The sequence below is a fragment of the Streptomyces sp. NPDC050145 genome (genome assembly GCF_044460245.1).
Taxonomy (GTDB): Bacteria; Actinomycetota; Actinomycetes; order Streptomycetales; family Streptomycetaceae; genus Streptomyces.
Window position 1 is genome coordinate 94,450 of the sequence record NZ_JBITJS010000002.1, and the last position, 15,368, is coordinate 109,817.

The following is a 15,368-nucleotide window of genomic DNA, read 5'->3' on the forward strand; positions in this document are numbered from 1 at the left end:
CCACCCGCGATCATCGACGTATGAGCCGCATGGACGTCACCCTCCACCTCGCCCAGGAGCCCGCCGCCGACGAGCTGCTCGGGCGCAGTCCGCTCGCCGCGCTCGTGGGCATGCTGCTCGACCAGCAGGTGCCCATGGAGTGGGCGTTCGCCGGGCCGCGCACGATCGCCGACCGGCTCGGCACCGACGACCTCGACGCGCACGAGATCGCCGCGTACGACCCCGAGGCCTTCGCCGCACTGCTCTCCGAGAAGCCGGCCGTGCACCGCTATCCGGGCTCCATGGCGAAGCGGATCCAGCAGCTGTGCCAGTACCTCGTCGAGCACTACGACGGGGACGCGGCCGCCGTCTGGGAGGGCGTCGGCACCGGCAAGGAGCTCCTGACCCGGCTGAACGACCTGCCCGGCTTCGGCAAGCAGAAGGCCCAGATCTTCCTCGCCCTCCTCGGCAAACAGCTCGGCGTCCGCCCCAAGGGCTGGCGCGAGGCCGCCGGCGACTACGGCGCCGCCAAGTCCTTCCGCTCCGTCGCCGACATCACGGGCCCCGAATCCCTGACCAAGGTCCGCGCCCACAAACAGGAGATGAAGGCAGCGGCGAAGGCGGCCAAGGCCGCGAAGTCGGGCTGACGGGGCACTCGGCGACGAGGTCGCGACCGGCAACGGCGGCACCCCCAGGGGCTCCGCCCCGGCCCCCGCTCCTCAATCGCCGGAGAGGCTGGATTGTCCCGACCCACCGCCGTCAGGCGCGCGAAGAGACCGCTTGGCGACGCCCGTGGGGGCGCGGAGGACTTCGCAGGCCCTGGGGCGCACGAAGTGCGCCTTCAGGGGCGCGGGGCGGTGACATCAGCGGCTCCGCCGCGGGGCGCGAGAAGCCCCACGAGCCGGCACCCGGCATCGATGCCGAAGCTCCTACGGCGCGAGGCCGCGCCTCAGCGGCGCCGTGTCCCGAAGATCGACCGGGAGATCTCGCGGCCCAGCTGCGTCCCCACCGACCGCGCCAGCGACTTGAAGATCCCGCTGCCCACCACCTGCTCGACCAGCGACTCGTCCTCCTTCGGCGCGGCCCGCCGCGAGGGCGCCGGAGCCGGAGCCGAGTCCGGGGCAGGAGCAGGGGCAGGCTCGGCCGCGCTCAGCTTCTCGTAGGCCGACTCCCGGTCGACGGCCTCCGCGTACCGCCCGTACAGAGAAGAACCCCGCACCGCCGCGTCCAGCGCCTCCACCGCGACAGGCCCCATCAACGACTCCGGCGCCCGCAACCGCGTCGCCGCCACCGGCGTGGGCGCCCCGTTCTCGCTCAGCACGGTGACCACGGCCTCCCCGGTCCCCAGCGAGGTCAGCAGCTCCTCCAGGTCGTACGCCGCGTTCGGGAACGTCTTCACGGTCGCCCTGAGCGCCTTCTGGTCGTCGGGCGTGAAGGCCCGCAGCGCGTGCTGCACGCGGTTGCCGAGCTGCGCGAGGACGTCGCCCGGCACGTCCTTCGGCGTCTGCGTCACGAAGAAGACACCGACCCCCTTGGACCGGATCAGCCGCACGGTCTGCGTGATCGACTCCAGGAACGCCTTCGACGCGTCCTTGAACAGCAGGTGCGCCTCGTCGAAGAAGAAGACGAGCTTCGGCTTCTCGACATCGCCGACCTCCGGCAGCGCCTGGAACAGATCCGCGAGCAGCCACATCAGGAACGTGGAGAACAGCTGCGGCTTGTCCTGCACGGCCGGCAGCTCCAGTACGGAGACCAGGCCCCGCCCGTCGGACGCGGTGCGCAGCAGCTCGCTCGTGTCGAACTCGGGCTCCCCGAAGAAGTCGCCCATGCCCTGCGCCTCGAACGTGGTCAGGGACCGCAGGATCACCCCGGCGGTCGCGGCCGACAGCCCGCCGATCCCCTTCAGCTCGGTCTTGCCCTCGGGCGAGGTCAGGAAGGTGACGACAGCCCGCAGGTCCTTGAGGTCGTAGAGCTCCAGGCCCTTCTGGTCGGCGTAGTGGAAGATCAGGCCGAGGGACTGCTCCTGCGTCTGGTTGAGCCGCAGCACCTTGCTGAGCAGGACCGGGCCGAAACTGGTGACGGTCGCCCGCAGCGGAATGCCGGTGCCGATGCCGCCGAGTGCGTAGAACTCGCAGGGGAAGCCGGTCCCGGACCACTTCTGGCCCACCTGCCCGGACCGCTCGCGCACCTTGTCGCCGTCCTGGCCGGGCGCCGAGACCCCGGAGAGGTCGCCCTTCACGTCGGCGAGGAACACCGGCACGCCCTGCGCGGAGAGCTGCTCCGCGACGAGCTGCAGGGTCTTCGTCTTGCCGGTGCCGGTGGCGCCGGCGACGAGCCCGTGCCGGTTCAGCATCGTGAGAGGGATGCGGATCTGCGCGTCGGGGTGGCTCGCGCCGTCCCAGACGAGCGCGCCGAGGTCGAGCGCGGGTCCCGTGAAGGCGTATCCGGCGGCGATCTCGCGGGCCTCGGCGGGCAGCTCGCCGCCCGGCGTCAACGTGACGCCGCCGTCTGACCCGGACGGGGCCGATCCGCCGCCCTGGTCGCCCGCCTTCGGCTCGCTGTCACTCATTTCAGGCCCCTGTCCCCGGCTGGCGTGATCCCAGTACATCCCGTTTCTGCACGGTATTTCCCAGAGTCGCACTCCGTCTCCATGGCTGCGCCCGGTGAGGCTTGCCCGGTAGGCTTTCCGTGTGATCTTCAAGCGCATCGGAAACGGCCGGCCGTACCCCGACCACGGCCGGGAAAGCACCCGGCAGTGGGCGGACGTCGCGCCGCGCCCGGTCCGCCTCGATCAGCTGGTGACGACCAAGGGCCAGCTCGACCTGGAAACCCTGCTCGCCGAGGACTCGACGTTCTACGGCGACCTCTTCGCGCACGTCGTGAAGTGGCAGGGCGACCTGTACCTGGAGGACGGACTGCACCGCGCGGTCCGCGCCGCACTCCAGCAGCGCCAGGTCCTGCACGCCCGCGTCCTCGAACTCGGCTGACCCGCCCTCAGCGGCGGCCCGGATTGACCCTTTCGGGTCGTACGGGACATCTCGCCTGATCATTTAATAGGAATCACCGGCGAGCGGCACTACGCTGCGCCCATGAGCATGCTCACTCCCCCCGGCATGGGCGGCAAGTACCGCATCACGGGGGACAAGTACCCCCGCATGCGCCGCGGCCGCTCACGTACCCGGATCGTGCTCGCCGTCGTCGCGTCCGTCGCCGCCGTCGGCCTGATCGGCTGGGGCTCCTTCCAGCTCGTCGACGTGTTCACGGGCGGCGACAAGGCGACCGCGGCCGACGCCGGCTCCGCGCACTGCAAGGCGAAGCCCAGTGCCTCCGCCTCCCCCGCACAGGCGGCGAAGAAGCTCCCGGCCCCCGGCGGCATCACGGTCAACGTGCTGAACGCGACCCCCCGCGGCGGCCTCGCCAAGAAGACCGCCGACGAGCTGAAGAAGCGCGGCTTCAAGATCGGCGAGGTGGGGAACGCGACGAAGGAGTACGACAAGAAGGTCAAGGGGACCGGGATACTGCTCGGCGCGACCTCGGCGACCGACGCGGCGCTCCCCGTACTGGGGACGCAGCTGGCCGGGGCCGAGCTGAAGGCTGACGCCCGCGAGAAGCCGGCCGAGGTCGATCTCATCATCGGCGACACGTTCAAGGAACTGTCGCCCCGGCCCGACGCCGACAAGTCGCTGGCCGCGCTGACCCATCCGAAGCCGGCGCCCGCGAAGTCGCGCTGCTAGTTCCCGCTGGTCTTCACCGGTTTCCGGACAACAGAAAGCCGCCGTCGCGTCCTGCCAGGTACTGAGCAGTCGCGACGGCGGCTTTCGTGTGGTTGCTCGCGGGGCGATTACTCCGCGGCGCCGTACATGCGGTCGCCCGCGTCGCCCAGGCCCGGGACGATGTAGCCGTTCTCGTTGAGGCGCTCGTCGACCGAGGCCGTCACCACGGTCACCGGGGTGCCCGCCAGGTCGCGCTCCATGATCTCGACGCCCTCCGGCGCGGCGAGGAGCACCACGGCCGTGACATCGTCGGCGCCGCGCTTGATGAGCTCCTGGATCGCCGCGACGAGCGTGCCGCCCGTGGCGAGCATCGGGTCCAGGACGTACACCTGGCGGCCCGAGAGGTCGTCCGGCATCCGGGTCGCGTAGGTGGAGGCCTGGAGGGTCTCCTCGTCGCGCACCATGCCGAGGAAGCCGACCTCGGCGGTGGGGAGCAGGCGCACCATGCCGTCGAGCATGCCGAGGCCCGCGCGCAGGATCGGCACGACCAGCGGGCGCGGGTGAGAGAGCTTCACGCCCGTCGTCCGCGACACCGGGGTGTCGATGTCGACCTGCTCGGTGCGCACGTCCCGGGTCGCCTCGTAGGCGAGCAGGGTGACCAGCTCGTCGGCCAGGCGCCGGAAGGTCGGGGAGTCGGTGCGCTGGTCGCGCAGCGTGGTGAGTTTGTGCGCCACGAGTGGGTGGTCGACGACATGGATCCGCATGTCCTCAACAGTAACCGTGCCCCGGGGCCCCGGCTCCCCCGCGCACCCGCCTCACTTGCCCCCTGCCGCGCACTGGCATCGGACGGGCCGGTGGAGAGAAAGTGGAAGGGACTCGTCGACTGGGGTGGTGGTGTCGCCGATGCCGGACCGCAAGCAAGGGACGGAGCCCGACCCGGAGTCCGGGGGCGCGGCCCCGGAGCCGGAGACGGACGCCGAGCGCAGGCGGCGCCGCGCCCTGTTCCTGCGGGAACTGACAGAGGCGCGCGAGCTGCGCGCCCGGGTCCAGCCGCGCCGCGCACGGGCCGCGCGCATGCGCCAGCAGATGAGGATGCGCACGTTTCGCTGGTGACACACCGGCGAAGGGCAGGCGACGGCTCGCACGCGACACGCCCGGCGAGGGCGCGCCGCCGACACAGCGTGCGGAAGACCTCTCTTGGAGCCGTACTTTCTGCCACGATTCCGAGTGGTGGGGCCGGTCCCGGCTCCCGCCGTCCGACGCCGGGGGGACCCCCGACCGGCACACCTGAGACCAGTGGGAGAGTCACGGTGTACTTCGCCGCACTGCTCGCGCGCACCGAAGTCGGGTGGGAAGCGAGCGATACAGAGCTCGACGACGTGGAGACCCTGTCCGACCTGGCCGATCTGGCCCGCGAGGCGGCGGCCGAGGCCGGCGCCGAGGACGACACGGTTCTCGTCTTCATCGAACAGGAGGACGCGTGGTTCGGCGTCGTCCGCGTGGACGGTGAGGAGGACCCCCGGATCTACATCTCGGACGCCGCTGCCGCAGCCCGCAGCAGCTACGGCGAGATCCTGCTCACCGACGAACTGCTCGGCAAGGACCCGGACGCGGTCGAGGACGAGCTGGACGCGCTGGACCTCGACGGCACCGAGGACGGCGAACCGGAGGCCTCGGCCGCCGGTGACGAGGACGAGGGCGGTGACGGGGAGATCGTGCCGCCCGGCCCGCTGGGCGACCCCGCGCTCCTCGCCGACCTCGGCGTCGCCGAGGCGGACCTGCTGAGCTTCGGCGCCGGGGAGGCGCTGAACGAGATCGCCGAGGTGCTCGGCGCCGCGGAGGTGCTCGAGACGGTGCGCTGAAGGCCCGTAGAGGACGGCGCGGGGGCGGTCCGCGCGCCGGCCGGGATAGATTCCGGCGCGTGACATCCCCCGATGCCTTTTCCGACGTCTCTCCCGACGGACCGCCCGACCCGGTGCGGGATCCGTGGAAGCCGGCCGTGCGGCGGGCCCTGGCCGAGGCCGGGCTCGCGGCGGCGGCCGGTGACGTGCCGGTCGGTGCCGTCGTGCTGGCGCCGGACGGCACCACCGTGCTCGCCGTCGCGCACAACGAGCGCGAGCTGACCGGCGACCCCACCGCGCACGCCGAGGTCCTGGTGATCCGCCGGGCCGCCGAGGCCTTCGGCGAGTGGCGGCTGACCGGCTGCACCCTCGTCGTCACCCTGGAGCCGTGCACGATGTGCGCGGGGGCCATCGTGCAGTCCCGCCTCGACCGGGTCGTCTACGGAGCCCGTGACGAGAAGGCCGGCGCGGCCGGTTCCCTGTGGGACGTGATCCGCGACCGCCGCCTCAACCACCGCCCCGAGGTCGTCGCGGACGTGCTCGCCGAGGAGTGCGCACAGCCCCTGATCCATTTCTTCAGGGATACGGATTTCAGACCTCGGCCATCTTTGGGCTAGAGTTCCTCTCGGTAGCGTGTCCGAGCGGCCGAAGGAGCTCGCCTCGAAAGCGAGTGTGGCGCAAGTCACCGAGGGTTCAAATCCCTCCGCTACCGCAGGTAGACGAAGGGCCCGGTCCATCAGGACCGGGCCCTTCGTGCTGCTCCGTCTCAGTTGGGCTACGCCTCAGGACGCGCGCTCTTCAGGTGGCCGGGCGCTGGGCCCGGAGCCCGCTTCGCGCGGCCACTGGTCGACACGACCGGCAGGACCGTTGGCGATCTGGGAAGCCTGCCTCGAGGAGGCAAGCATCAGCTGCGCGGTGGGGGCATCGAATCGAGTCTCGGAGAGCGCCTTCTTTGCGATGACCTTCGCGAAGTATCCGGCCCCGAGGGCAATGTTCATCACCACGTACCAGAACTTCTCCGCCCCAGTCGGCTCGGCCAGTCCGTACTCGCCGAGAGCTCTCTTCACCGGGACCTTCGCGAAGTAGTTCGCCCCGAACCAGAGGCAGCCTAGGACGTACCAGAAGGCTTCTGCGGTCGTGGTTCGGCCCCTCCCGAGAATCTGATCGGGCATGAGGACCCACCTCCCGGCGCCAGCTTCACCTACACGCCCATGATGCACCTTTTGCCTCATGTGCAACATGGGCCGACCTGCCCGGCCATTAGGCCCAATTCCCGGCACCGTCGCGGAGGGGCGTTCTGCATCTCCACCCACTGAGAGAAGTAGGTCGGGGGGAGCGGCATCGGGGGGACAAGCCGCTCCCCCCGGTGAGGACGGTCCCCGTAGCCCGCGCCGCTTTCTCGGGGGGAGGTGCGGCGTGGGCCCCGCAGTCGGGGGCTCGTCCCTGCCCTTCGGATTCCTGCCAGGTCCTCCGGGCTCGTCATCCATCCTGCGTCACCGCACCCCCCTGCGAGCGCGGCAAACGGCCCGTACCGCAGGGCCGTTGGTCCTTAAAGGCCGGGTGAACAGATGTCCGGGATACACTCGCCGCCGGCGATCAGGGGCTACAGGGACAGGGGAGGCCGAGCGTGGTGCAGGCGAAAAAAGTGGGTCTGTACGTCGCGGTGGTCTTCGTCCTCTACGTGGTCATCACGGACCCCGCCAAGGCCGCGGACTACGTCCAGATAGGCTTCGAGGGCATATCCTCCGCCGCCCAGGCGGTCGGTGACTTCATGACATGGGTCGCCAACGGCGGCCAGTGAGTTCATCCACGCGTGCGTCTCGCGCGCGCGTACGGCACCGCCTGGAGCACCTGTGATCCGCCATCTGGTCCTCTTCAAGCTCAACGACGGCGTCAGCCGTGACGAACCCCGCGTGGCCGAGGGCGTGAAGGCCTTCCGCGTGCTGGGCGAGCAGATCCCCGAGCTGCGCTTCTGGGAGTGCGACTGGAACATCACCGACCGGCCGATCGCGTACGACTTCGCGATCAACTCGGCGGTCGACGACGCGGACGCCCTCAAGCGCTACCTGGAGCACCCGGCCCACCAGGCGGGTGTCGCGCAGTGGCGGGAGTTCGCCACTTGGGTGATCGCCGACTACGAGTTCTGAGCCTGCCGAGGCCCCGCGCGGTGGCCTCCTCTCGCACGACCGAACGGCCCTTCACCGGGAACGGTGAAGGGCCGTTCCATGTCCGGCGCCAGGTTTAACACCCCAACTCGCCCTTCAACACGTAGTTATGCGGTGCTTGCACACAGTGCACATGTCTTGTGATGCTATGACCGCTTTTGACCGATGAGTTGACTCAAACAGTTGACGGATAGAGGTGGGGTTGACCGTGCCGGCCAGTACTGCGCCTCAGGCGCCGCAAGCACCGACCGCGAAGACCCGCGGGGCCGACACCCGAGCGCTCACCCAGGTGCTGTTCGCCGAACTCAAGGACCTGCCGCCGGGCAGCCCCGAGCACACCCGCGTGCGCTCGGCGCTCGTCGAGGCGAACCTGCCGCTCGTGCGGTACGCGGCGGCCCGCTTCCGCAGCCGCAACGAGCCGATGGAGGACGTCGTCCAGGTCGGCACGATCGGGCTCATCAACGCCATCGACCGGTTCGACCCGGACCGGGGCGTCCAGTTCCCCACCTTCGCGATGCCGACCGTCGTCGGCGAGATCAAGCGCTACTTCCGGGACAACGTGCGGACCGTGCACGTGCCCCGACGCCTGCACGAGCTGTGGGTGCAGGTCACCAGCGCCACCGAGGACCTCACCACCGCCTTCGGGCGCTCCCCGACGACCGGCGAGATCGCCGAGCGGCTGCGCATCGCCGAGGACGAGGTGCTCGCCTGCATCGAGGCCGGACGCTCGTACCACGCGACCTCGCTGGAGGCCGCGCAGGAGGGCGACGGGATGCCCGGGCTGCTCGACCGGCTCGGCTACGAGGACCCCGAACTCGACGGCGTCGAGCACCGCGACCTCGTCCGGCACCTCCTCGTGCAGCTGCCGGAGCGCGAGCAGCGGATCCTTCTCCTGCGCTACTACTCGAACTTGACGCAATCTCAGATCAGCGCCGAACTGGGTGTCTCGCAGATGCATGTGTCAAGGCTCCTCGCGCGTAGTTTCGCGCGACTTCGATCCGCAAACAGGATCGACGCGTAGCTGAATCGGGTAGACCGGCTCCGCAGAGATTTCTCGACAGAAACCCCGCCAACTTCGGCCACACCCCTTGTTATCAGCGCGTTTTCGCCCTATCCATGTCGACATGTCACTACAGCGCGTTGCCGACATGTGACATTCTGCTGGAACCGCGTTTGGCGCGGCCTTCCCTCCGGTATTCAGGTGGAGGCTGCGCTCCTAAATGACGGGAGCGTCCGCCGTGACCGTCCGCGACCTCAAGGGGGTGGCATGTCCGCAGACCAGGGCAGCTCGAAGGTGCTCACGCTCACGCCCGACGCATCCGTCGCGTCCGGTGACCTGAGCGAGTCCGCGACCGCCGCGCTGATCGACACTCCGCCCGCTCCTGCTCCGGCCGCCGTGCCGGCCCAGGCCCCGGAGAGCCCTGAGGCGTCGGGGCCCCTCGACACCCGCACCCTGTCCCGCTCCCTGTTCCTGCGGCTGGCCACACTCGACGAGCACAGCCCCGAGCGGGGTTATGTGCGCGACACCCTCATCGAGCTGAACCTGCCGCTGGTGCGCTACGCGGCGGCCCGCTTCCGCAGTCGCAACGAGCCGATGGAGGACATCGTCCAGGTCGGCACGATCGGCCTGATCAAGGCGATCGACCGGTTCGACTGCGAGCGGGGCGTGGAGTTCCCGACCTTCGCGATGCCGACCGTGGTCGGCGAGATCAAGCGCTTCTTCCGGGACACGTCCTGGTCGGTGCGGGTGCCGCGCCGGCTCCAGGAGCTGCGGCTCGCGCTGACGAAGGCGAGCGACGAGCTCTCCCAGAAGCTGGACCGCTCGCCGACCGTCCCGGAGCTCGCCGTCGTGCTCGGCGTCTCCGAGGAGGACGTCGTCGACGGCCTGGCGGTGGGGAACGCGTACACGGCGTCCTCCCTCGACTCGCCCGCCCCCGAGGACGACGGCGGCGAGGGCTCCCTCGCGGACCGCCTCGGGTACGAGGACACGGCCCTGGAGGGCGTCGAGTACCGGGAGTCGCTCAAGCCGCTGCTGGCCAAGCTGCCGCCGCGCGAGCGCCGCATCATCATGCTCCGCTTCTTCGGGAACATGACGCAGTCCCAGATCGGCGAGGAGGTCGGCATCTCGCAGATGCACGTCTCCCGGCTGCTCACCCGCACGCTCGCCCAGCTCAGGGAAGGCCTGATCGCCGACTGACACCCGAAGCCCCGCGACACCGGGACCCCGAGCCATCGGGATTCCCGTCGCGGGGTTCCTAATTGACGGACCGTCAGACACACTGGCGCGATGGTGCGCGCATGGGTGCGAGGTCGTAGAGGGGCGACTGTGGCGGCCGCTTCGGTCGCCGCCGTCTGCCTGGGTGGAACCGCCGCGTTCACGCTCGGCGGCGAGGCCCCACGGGCCGGCTATGTGGCGGTGGGTGCGGCGGGCGGCCCCGCCGACGCCTCCGGCCACGGTGCGGCTCCCCGCGGCAAGGTCGAGCTGGTCCCACTGGATCCACCCGGCCCGTCCGGCGCGGCCCGCGACGACGCGGACGGCTCCGCCGGATCGGCGTCCGGGGGCGGGACGAGCGGCTCCGGGGACGGCGGGTCGGCCGCTCCGGGCGCCGGGGACGGCACGGGCCCGGCGTCGCCCGGCTCGGAGACCCAGGCGGGCAGTGGCGGCACAGGCCCTGGCTCCGGCTCCGGCTCCGGGGGCGACACGGGCACGGATTCAGGTACGGACACCGGTACAGGTACGGGCACGGGTACAGGTACGAGCCCGAGCGCGCCCGGGACCTCGCCGCCGGACCCCTCGGGCGAGCCGTCCACCGGCGGCCCCGCCCTGCTCAAGCTCGTCGGCGACCCGGGACTCGACGACACCGATCGGCGCTGGTGCCAGGACGTCACCCTGAAACTGCTCAACTCCGGCGGCAGCGCCGTGCGTTCGGGCACCGTGACCTTCGAGACGCACATCATCGGCGCGCTCGGCGTCGACTGGGCGACCATCGAGAACACGGAGAAGCTCCCCGTGCCGATCGAGGCCGGGGAGAAGAAGGAGAAGACCTGGAAGGTGTGCGTCGACTCCTGGCGCGTACCGCTGGGCATGCACCTGGAGACGCGCGACGTCACGGTGGAAGCCGACTGAGCTCCGGGAACCGGAGCTCACGCAGGAGCTAGCCGAGCGCCAGCCACGCCACCGCCGCGATCACCGCGACGGCGACCACGATGCCGATGATCAGGCCCGCACCGGGGCCGGACTTCGCCGGGGCCGCCTGTCGGGGCGCGCCCTGGGGCTGCTCGTCGACGAATGCGCGGAACATCTGGGTGCTGCCCGCGGGGTCGTAGTTGCCTTCGGGGCCCGGGCCCTGGGGGTTGTGTGCCATGGGGCAGGACCCTAGCGAATCGGCGCGACAGGCGCCACAGCCTGCACAGATGCCACTTGAGCTGCAGCTTTACCCCTTCACACTTCCCCTTTGCCGTGATTTTAGGCTTCCGCACCCCCATTTCGTTTGCCTGCGGCAACCAACTGCTTCTATGGTTGCCCTAAGCAACGAATAAGGTTTCTGTCAGGAGGAGCAGCTGTGGCCGCACAGCGTCGCTACGACGAGCTCACGCGACAGTTCAGCGCCTTCGGCGCCGTCAAGCGGGACATGGCGCGCATACTGCCGCACGACTGCCCGGCCGGCACCGCCGCCGTGCTCACCCTGCTCTCGCGCTACGGCGCCATGCGGATGAGCCGCATGGCCGAGCTGCTCGCCGTCGACGTGTCGGTCGCCAGCCGGCACGTCGCGCACGCCGCCGACCGCGGCTGGATCGAGCGGAACGCCGACCCGGCCGACAAGCGCTCGCGCATCCTCAGCCTCACCGACATGGGCTCGAAGCAGCTGGAAGTGCTCAACGAGCGCACCACGCAGCTGCTCGCCGACCGGTTGAGCGACTGGTCCGACGACGAGGTCGACCAGTTGATCACCCTCATGACCCGGCTGCGCGACAGCTTCGGGGACTGCCGGACCACGGGCTCCGCACGAGCCCACGTCCCGGTCACCGACGCCGTCCCGGCGCAGTCCCCCACCCGTACACCCGCATAGACGTAAGAAAAGGAATCCCATGGCAACATCCACACCGGCCGGTGTGCGGGGCAGCCATGCCAAGCACGGAGGCGCCGCCCCCGACTCCGGCGCTCCCATGACGCACCGCCAGATCATGGAGGCACTGTCCGGGCTGCTGCTCGGCATGTTCGCCGCCATCATCTCGTCGACGATCGTCTCCAACGCGCTGCCGGAGATCATCGGCGACCTGGGCGGCGGCCAGTCCGCCTACACCTGGGTCGTCACCGCCTCGCTGCTCGCGATGACCGCCACCACGCCCCTGTGGGGCAAGATGGCCGACCTCGTCAGCAAGAAGGCCCTCGTCCAGATAGCCCTCGTCGTCTACGTCGTGGGCTCCGTCATCGCCGGTCTCTCGCAGAACCCGGGGATGCTGATCAGCGCCCGCGCCATCCAGGGCATCGGCGCCGGCGGTCTGTCCGCCCTGGCGCAGATCATCATGGCCGCGATGATCTCCCCGCGTGAGCGTGGCCGTTACTCCGGTTACCTGGGCGCCACCTTCGCCGTCGCCACCGTCGGCGGTCCGCTGCTCGGCGGCGTCATCACCGACACCTCCTGGCTCGGCTGGCGCTGGTGCCTCTACGTCGGCGTGCCCTTCGCGCTGATCGCGCTGTTCGTGCTGCAGAAGACGCTGCACCTCCCGGTGGTCAAGCGGAAGGTCAAGGTCGACTGGGCCGGCGCCTTCTTCGTCACCGCGGCCGTCTGCCTGCTGCTCGTCTGGGTCACCTTCGCCGACGACAAGTACGACTGGCTGTCGTGGCAGACCTACTCGATGGTCGGCGGCGCGATCGCCCTGGCGCTGATCTTCCTGTTCGTCGAGTCCAAGGCCAGCGAGCCGATCATCCCGCTGCGCCTGTTCAAGAACCGCACGATCACGCTGGCCTCGCTGGCCTCGCTGCTCGTGGGTGTCGCGATGTTCGCCGGCACCGTGTTCTTCTCGCAGTACTTCCAGCTCGCCCGGGACAAGTCGCCGACGATGTCCGGCGTCATGACGATCCCGATGATCGCGGGTCTGTTCGTCTCCTCCACCGTGTCCGGCCAGGTCATCACCAAGACCGGCAAGTGGAAGGCGTGGCTGGTCTCCGGCGGCGTCCTGCTGACCGCGGGTCTCGGCCTGCTCGGCACGATGCGCTACGACACCCCGTACTGGCACCTCGCGATCTTCATGGCGCTCATGGGCCTCGGCGTCGGCATGATGATGCAGAACCTCGTGCTCTGCACCCAGAACCAGGTCGCCCCCCAGGACCTCGGTTCCGCCTCGTCCGTCGTGACCTTCTTCCGGTCCCTCGGTGGCGCGATCGGCGTCTCCGCGCTCGGCTCGGTCATGACCACGCGGATCTCGCACTACGCCAAGGACACCATCGGCCAGCTCGACCCGCAGGCGCAGGCCGCGGCCGGCAAGGCCGCCGGTTCCGGTCAGATCCCGGACATGGACCTGCTGCCCGCCCCGGTGCGCAACTGGCTGGAGAGCGCGTACGGGCACGGCATCGCCGACATCTTCCTGTACGTCGCCCCGATCGCCGCGCTGGCGTTCGTCGTGACGCTCTTCATCAAGGAGGTTCCGCTGCGTACGTCCGGTGCCCTCGAGCAGGCCGCCCAGGGCGACTCCGCCCCGGCCGCCGCGGCTTCCGCCCCGGTCGCTCCGGTCGCCGAGGAGAAGGTGCCCAGCCTGGTCGCCGCCTCCTCCGCGCCCGTCGCCGACACCCAGACGCAGCAGCTCGCCGCGGTGGCCTCGGTCGCCGGTGACGCTCCGGCGCAGGCCGCCGGTGCGGCGGGCGGCGGCACCCCGGTCCGCGGCTTCGTCCGCGGCGCCGAGTCCGCCCCGGTCGCCCGCGCCGCGGTCACGCTGATCTCCCTCGGCGGACGGCAGCTGGGCCGCGCGGTCGCCCAGGGCGACGGTGCCTACGCGGTCGACGCCCCCGGCGCCGGTTCGTACGTGCTGATCGCCTCGGCCGACGGCTACCAGCCGCAGGCCTCCACGGTGGTCGTCGGCGAGGAGCCGGTCACGTACGACATCCTCCTCAGCGGCACCAGCGGTCTCAGCGGTGTCGTGAAGGCGGCCGAGACCAAGGACCCGGTCACCGGCGCCATGGTCATCGTCACGGACGTGCGCGGTGACGTGCTCGCCACCGGGCTCTCCGGCGAGGAGGGCGAGTTCACCTTCGCCGAGCTGGTGCCCGGCACGGTGACCGTCGCGGTGAACGCCGCGGGCCACCGTCCGACGGCGCTGCCCGTCGAGGTCGGCGGCACGGGTGTCACCCGGGTCGAGATCGAGCTGAACTCCGGTTCGCAGGTGCAGGGCACCGTGCGCGCCACGGGCCGGGCGCTGAACGACGCCCGGGTCACGCTGATCGACGCCGCGGGCAACGTGGTCGCGACCTCGACCACCGGTGAGGACGGCGCGTACGCCTTCACCGACCTGGACGGCGGCGACTACACGGTCATCGCGACCGGGTACCCGCCGGTGGCCACGCACCTCTCGGTGCAGGGCAGTGGCGTCGACGGCCACGACATCGAGCTCGCCCACCCCGGCGAGTAGTCGAACAGGACGCCGGGCCATCTGAAGGTCGGCGCGCGCTTCGAGCGGAGACGCGCGCCGCACCGGCCCGGATGTGGGAAAGGGGCCCCGGACGGTGTGGCGTCGTTAACGGCAGGGGACGGCCGGAGACGCCGCGGTCCGGGGCCCTTTCACGTGCGGGAGACGACCGACTCCCGCACGTACGCAGGAACATGAGCTTGAGCTAGGAGTGGTGACTGATGGGACTCAGTGCGCGGATCCGTACGCGGGACGGGTGGGCTCTGCCGCACGCCGTCGTCACGGTGACCGACATGACCGGCGCGCAGGTGCTGCGGGCCGAGGCCGACGACGAGGGCGCCGTGCACGACGCGAGCCCGCTGACGCCCGGCCCGTACACGGTGATCGTCACGGCCGTGGGCTACGCGCCGGCCGCCTCCACCGCGCTGGTGACGGCCACGGGGCGGGCCGAGGTCGGCACCGTCGTCCTGGCCCGGCAGGGCGGGGCCGAGCTGCCGCCGCCCGGGCCGTGGACCGTCGACCCGGCGCACTCCACGGTCGCGGCCACCGCGCAGCATCTCGGGATCACGTCCGTCCACGGGCGGTTCACGGACTTCGGCGCGCGGGTCGAGATCGCGCAGGACGTCGAGAAGTCGCGGGTCGAGGCGGTCATCAAGGCCGCGTCCATCGACACGGGCAACGGCATGCGGGACGGTCACCTGAAGTCGCCGGACTTCCTGGACGTCGAGGCGTACCCGGAGATCACGTACCGGTCGACCGGTCTTGAGCCCGCGGGCACCGACCGCTGGACCGTGCACGGGGAGCTGACCATGCGCGGGGTCTCCCGGCCCGTCGACCTGGAGCTGAGCTACCTCGGCACCGGGGCGGACCCGTGGGGCGGCACCCGTGCCGCGTTCAAGGCGACGGCCGAGCTGAAGCGGGAGGACTTCGCGATGAACTACAACCAGGTCGTGCAGGCCGGCATCGCGGCGATCGGCGCGACCCTCAAGGTCGAACTCGACATCCAGGCCGTCCAGGGCGACACCCTCCCCGCCGCCTGACCCGGG

18 protein-coding genes and 1 tRNA gene are annotated in these 15,368 nt (G+C 70.7%); 15 read left to right on the top strand and 4 right to left on the bottom strand.

The window, feature by feature from the left end; translation table 11 throughout:
• The first annotated feature begins 29 nt into the window (after positions 1 to 29).
• On the top strand, positions 30 to 626 hold the full coding sequence (locus ACIBTU_RS03920) for an HhH-GPD-type base excision DNA repair protein (protein WP_399124810.1): 597 nt from the start codon (positions 30 to 32) through the stop codon (positions 624 to 626).
• A 302-nt stretch (positions 627 to 928) separates the two neighbouring features.
• Here the strand turns inward: ACIBTU_RS03920 and ACIBTU_RS03925 are convergent, their stop codons facing one another.
• Positions 929 to 2,548, bottom strand: a complete 1,620-nt coding sequence (locus ACIBTU_RS03925; RefSeq protein ID WP_399124296.1) for a helicase HerA-like domain-containing protein — start codon at positions 2,546 to 2,548, stop codon at positions 929 to 931.
• 121 nt (positions 2,549 to 2,669) lie between these two features.
• On the opposite strand from ACIBTU_RS03925, the gene ACIBTU_RS03930 reads away from it, so the two are divergent.
• Both ACIBTU_RS03930 and ACIBTU_RS03935 read left to right on the top strand, forming a co-directional pair.
• On the top strand, positions 2,670 to 2,966 hold the full coding sequence (locus tag ACIBTU_RS03930) for a type II toxin-antitoxin system VapB family antitoxin (RefSeq protein WP_003955420.1): 297 nt from the start codon (positions 2,670 to 2,672) through the stop codon (positions 2,964 to 2,966).
• 102 nt (positions 2,967 to 3,068) lie between these two features.
• Positions 3,069 to 3,713, top strand: coding sequence for a LytR C-terminal domain-containing protein (locus ACIBTU_RS03935; protein WP_399124297.1), 645 nt, complete (start codon positions 3,069 to 3,071; stop codon positions 3,711 to 3,713).
• A 107-nt stretch (positions 3,714 to 3,820) separates the two neighbouring features.
• Here ACIBTU_RS03935 and upp read toward each other — a convergent pair whose 3' ends face one another.
• A complete protein-coding gene (gene upp, locus ACIBTU_RS03940; protein ID WP_399124298.1) occupies positions 3,821 to 4,456 on the bottom strand; it encodes a uracil phosphoribosyltransferase in 636 nt (211 codons plus the stop codon).
• Between the two features lie 139 nt (positions 4,457 to 4,595).
• Between upp and ACIBTU_RS03945 the strand changes: the two genes are divergently transcribed.
• The 4 genes from ACIBTU_RS03945 to ACIBTU_RS03960 all read left to right on the top strand — a co-directional run bounded on the left by ACIBTU_RS03945 (position 4,596) and on the right by ACIBTU_RS03960 (position 6,245).
• The gene (locus ACIBTU_RS03945) at positions 4,596 to 4,805 is read left to right on the top strand and encodes a hypothetical protein (RefSeq protein WP_399124299.1); all 210 of its coding nucleotides are present in this window, start codon (positions 4,596 to 4,598) and stop codon (positions 4,803 to 4,805) included.
• Positions 4,806 to 5,002: 197 nt separating this feature from the next.
• On the top strand, positions 5,003 to 5,554 hold the full coding sequence (locus ACIBTU_RS03950; protein ID WP_399124300.1) for a hypothetical protein: 552 nt from the start codon (positions 5,003 to 5,005) through the stop codon (positions 5,552 to 5,554).
• A 59-nt stretch (positions 5,555 to 5,613) separates the two neighbouring features.
• Positions 5,614 to 6,150 (top strand): tRNA adenosine(34) deaminase TadA, encoded by a 537-nt coding sequence (gene tadA, locus ACIBTU_RS03955; protein WP_399124301.1) that lies wholly within the window; start codon positions 5,614 to 5,616, stop codon positions 6,148 to 6,150.
• 10 nt (positions 6,151 to 6,160) lie between these two features.
• Positions 6,161 to 6,245 (top strand) — tRNA-Ser (locus ACIBTU_RS03960).
• A gap of 70 nt (positions 6,246 to 6,315) precedes the next feature.
• Here ACIBTU_RS03960 and ACIBTU_RS03965 read toward each other — a convergent pair.
• The gene (locus ACIBTU_RS03965; protein WP_399124302.1) at positions 6,316 to 6,705 is read right to left on the bottom strand and encodes a hypothetical protein; all 390 of its coding nucleotides are present in this window, start codon (positions 6,703 to 6,705) and stop codon (positions 6,316 to 6,318) included.
• Positions 6,706 to 7,160: 455 nt separating this feature from the next.
• On the opposite strand from ACIBTU_RS03965, the gene ACIBTU_RS03970 reads away from it, so the two are divergent.
• The 5 genes from ACIBTU_RS03970 (at position 7,161) to ACIBTU_RS03990 (ending at position 10,825) form a co-directional block, all read left to right on the top strand.
• Positions 7,161 to 7,334 (top strand): hypothetical protein, encoded by a 174-nt coding sequence (locus ACIBTU_RS03970; RefSeq protein WP_188337853.1) that lies wholly within the window; start codon positions 7,161 to 7,163, stop codon positions 7,332 to 7,334.
• 52 nt (positions 7,335 to 7,386) lie between these two features.
• Positions 7,387 to 7,680, top strand: coding sequence for a Dabb family protein (locus ACIBTU_RS03975; protein ID WP_399124303.1), 294 nt, complete (start codon positions 7,387 to 7,389; stop codon positions 7,678 to 7,680).
• 214 nt (positions 7,681 to 7,894) lie between these two features.
• On the top strand, positions 7,895 to 8,719 hold the full coding sequence (locus tag ACIBTU_RS03980) for an RNA polymerase sigma factor SigF (protein WP_399124304.1): 825 nt from the start codon (positions 7,895 to 7,897) through the stop codon (positions 8,717 to 8,719).
• Between the two features lie 246 nt (positions 8,720 to 8,965).
• Positions 8,966 to 9,895 carry an RNA polymerase sigma factor SigF gene (locus tag ACIBTU_RS03985; protein ID WP_399124305.1) on the top strand — a complete coding sequence of 310 codons (930 nt, stop codon included), beginning with the start codon at positions 8,966 to 8,968 and terminating at the stop codon, positions 9,893 to 9,895.
• 129 nt (positions 9,896 to 10,024) lie between these two features.
• The gene (locus ACIBTU_RS03990; protein ID WP_399124306.1) at positions 10,025 to 10,825 is read left to right on the top strand and encodes a hypothetical protein; all 801 of its coding nucleotides are present in this window, start codon (positions 10,025 to 10,027) and stop codon (positions 10,823 to 10,825) included.
• Positions 10,826 to 10,853: 28 nt separating this feature from the next.
• Here ACIBTU_RS03990 and ACIBTU_RS03995 read toward each other — a convergent pair whose 3' ends face one another.
• Positions 10,854 to 11,063 carry a hypothetical protein gene (locus ACIBTU_RS03995; RefSeq protein WP_399124307.1) on the bottom strand — a complete coding sequence of 70 codons (210 nt, stop codon included), beginning with the start codon at positions 11,061 to 11,063 and terminating at the stop codon, positions 10,854 to 10,856.
• A gap of 198 nt (positions 11,064 to 11,261) precedes the next feature.
• Here ACIBTU_RS03995 and ACIBTU_RS04000 point away from each other — a divergent pair, with 198 nt between their 5' ends.
• The 3 genes from ACIBTU_RS04000 to ACIBTU_RS04010 all read left to right on the top strand — a co-directional run bounded on the left by ACIBTU_RS04000 (position 11,262) and on the right by ACIBTU_RS04010 (position 15,362).
• Positions 11,262 to 11,768, top strand: a complete 507-nt coding sequence (locus ACIBTU_RS04000; RefSeq protein WP_399124308.1) for a MarR family winged helix-turn-helix transcriptional regulator — start codon at positions 11,262 to 11,264, stop codon at positions 11,766 to 11,768.
• Between the two features lie 19 nt (positions 11,769 to 11,787).
• The gene (locus ACIBTU_RS04005) at positions 11,788 to 14,325 is read left to right on the top strand and encodes an MFS transporter (protein WP_399124309.1); all 2,538 of its coding nucleotides are present in this window, start codon (positions 11,788 to 11,790) and stop codon (positions 14,323 to 14,325) included.
• A gap of 218 nt (positions 14,326 to 14,543) precedes the next feature.
• On the top strand, positions 14,544 to 15,362 hold the full coding sequence (locus tag ACIBTU_RS04010) for a YceI family protein (RefSeq protein WP_188337861.1): 819 nt from the start codon (positions 14,544 to 14,546) through the stop codon (positions 15,360 to 15,362).
• Positions 15,363 to 15,368: the final 6 nt, after the last annotated feature.

What these genes read in the sequence shown, in the direction of transcription:
- ACIBTU_RS04010 (WP_188337861.1), top strand. Translation starts at nt 14,544, where the DNA reads ATGGGACTCAGTGCGCGGATCCGTACGCGGGACGGGTGGGCTCTGCCG.
- ACIBTU_RS03920 (WP_399124810.1), top strand. Translation starts at nt 30, where the DNA reads ATGGACGTCACCCTCCACCTCGCCCAGGAGCCCGCCGCCGACGAGCTG.
- ACIBTU_RS03925 (WP_399124296.1), bottom strand. Translation starts at nt 2,548, where the DNA reads ATGAGTGACAGCGAGCCGAAGGCGGGCGACCAGGGCGGCGGATCGGCC.
- ACIBTU_RS03935 (WP_399124297.1), top strand. Translation starts at nt 3,069, where the DNA reads ATGAGCATGCTCACTCCCCCCGGCATGGGCGGCAAGTACCGCATCACG.
- ACIBTU_RS04005 (WP_399124309.1), top strand. Translation starts at nt 11,788, where the DNA reads ATGGCAACATCCACACCGGCCGGTGTGCGGGGCAGCCATGCCAAGCAC.
- ACIBTU_RS03965 (WP_399124302.1), bottom strand. Translation starts at nt 6,705, where the DNA reads ATGCCCGATCAGATTCTCGGGAGGGGCCGAACCACGACCGCAGAAGCC.
- ACIBTU_RS03945 (WP_399124299.1), top strand. Translation starts at nt 4,596, where the DNA reads ATGCCGGACCGCAAGCAAGGGACGGAGCCCGACCCGGAGTCCGGGGGC.
- ACIBTU_RS03995 (WP_399124307.1), bottom strand. Translation starts at nt 11,063, where the DNA reads ATGGCACACAACCCCCAGGGCCCGGGCCCCGAAGGCAACTACGACCCC.
- ACIBTU_RS03985 (WP_399124305.1), top strand. Translation starts at nt 8,966, where the DNA reads ATGTCCGCAGACCAGGGCAGCTCGAAGGTGCTCACGCTCACGCCCGAC.
- upp (WP_399124298.1), bottom strand. Translation starts at nt 4,456, where the DNA reads ATGCGGATCCATGTCGTCGACCACCCACTCGTGGCGCACAAACTCACC.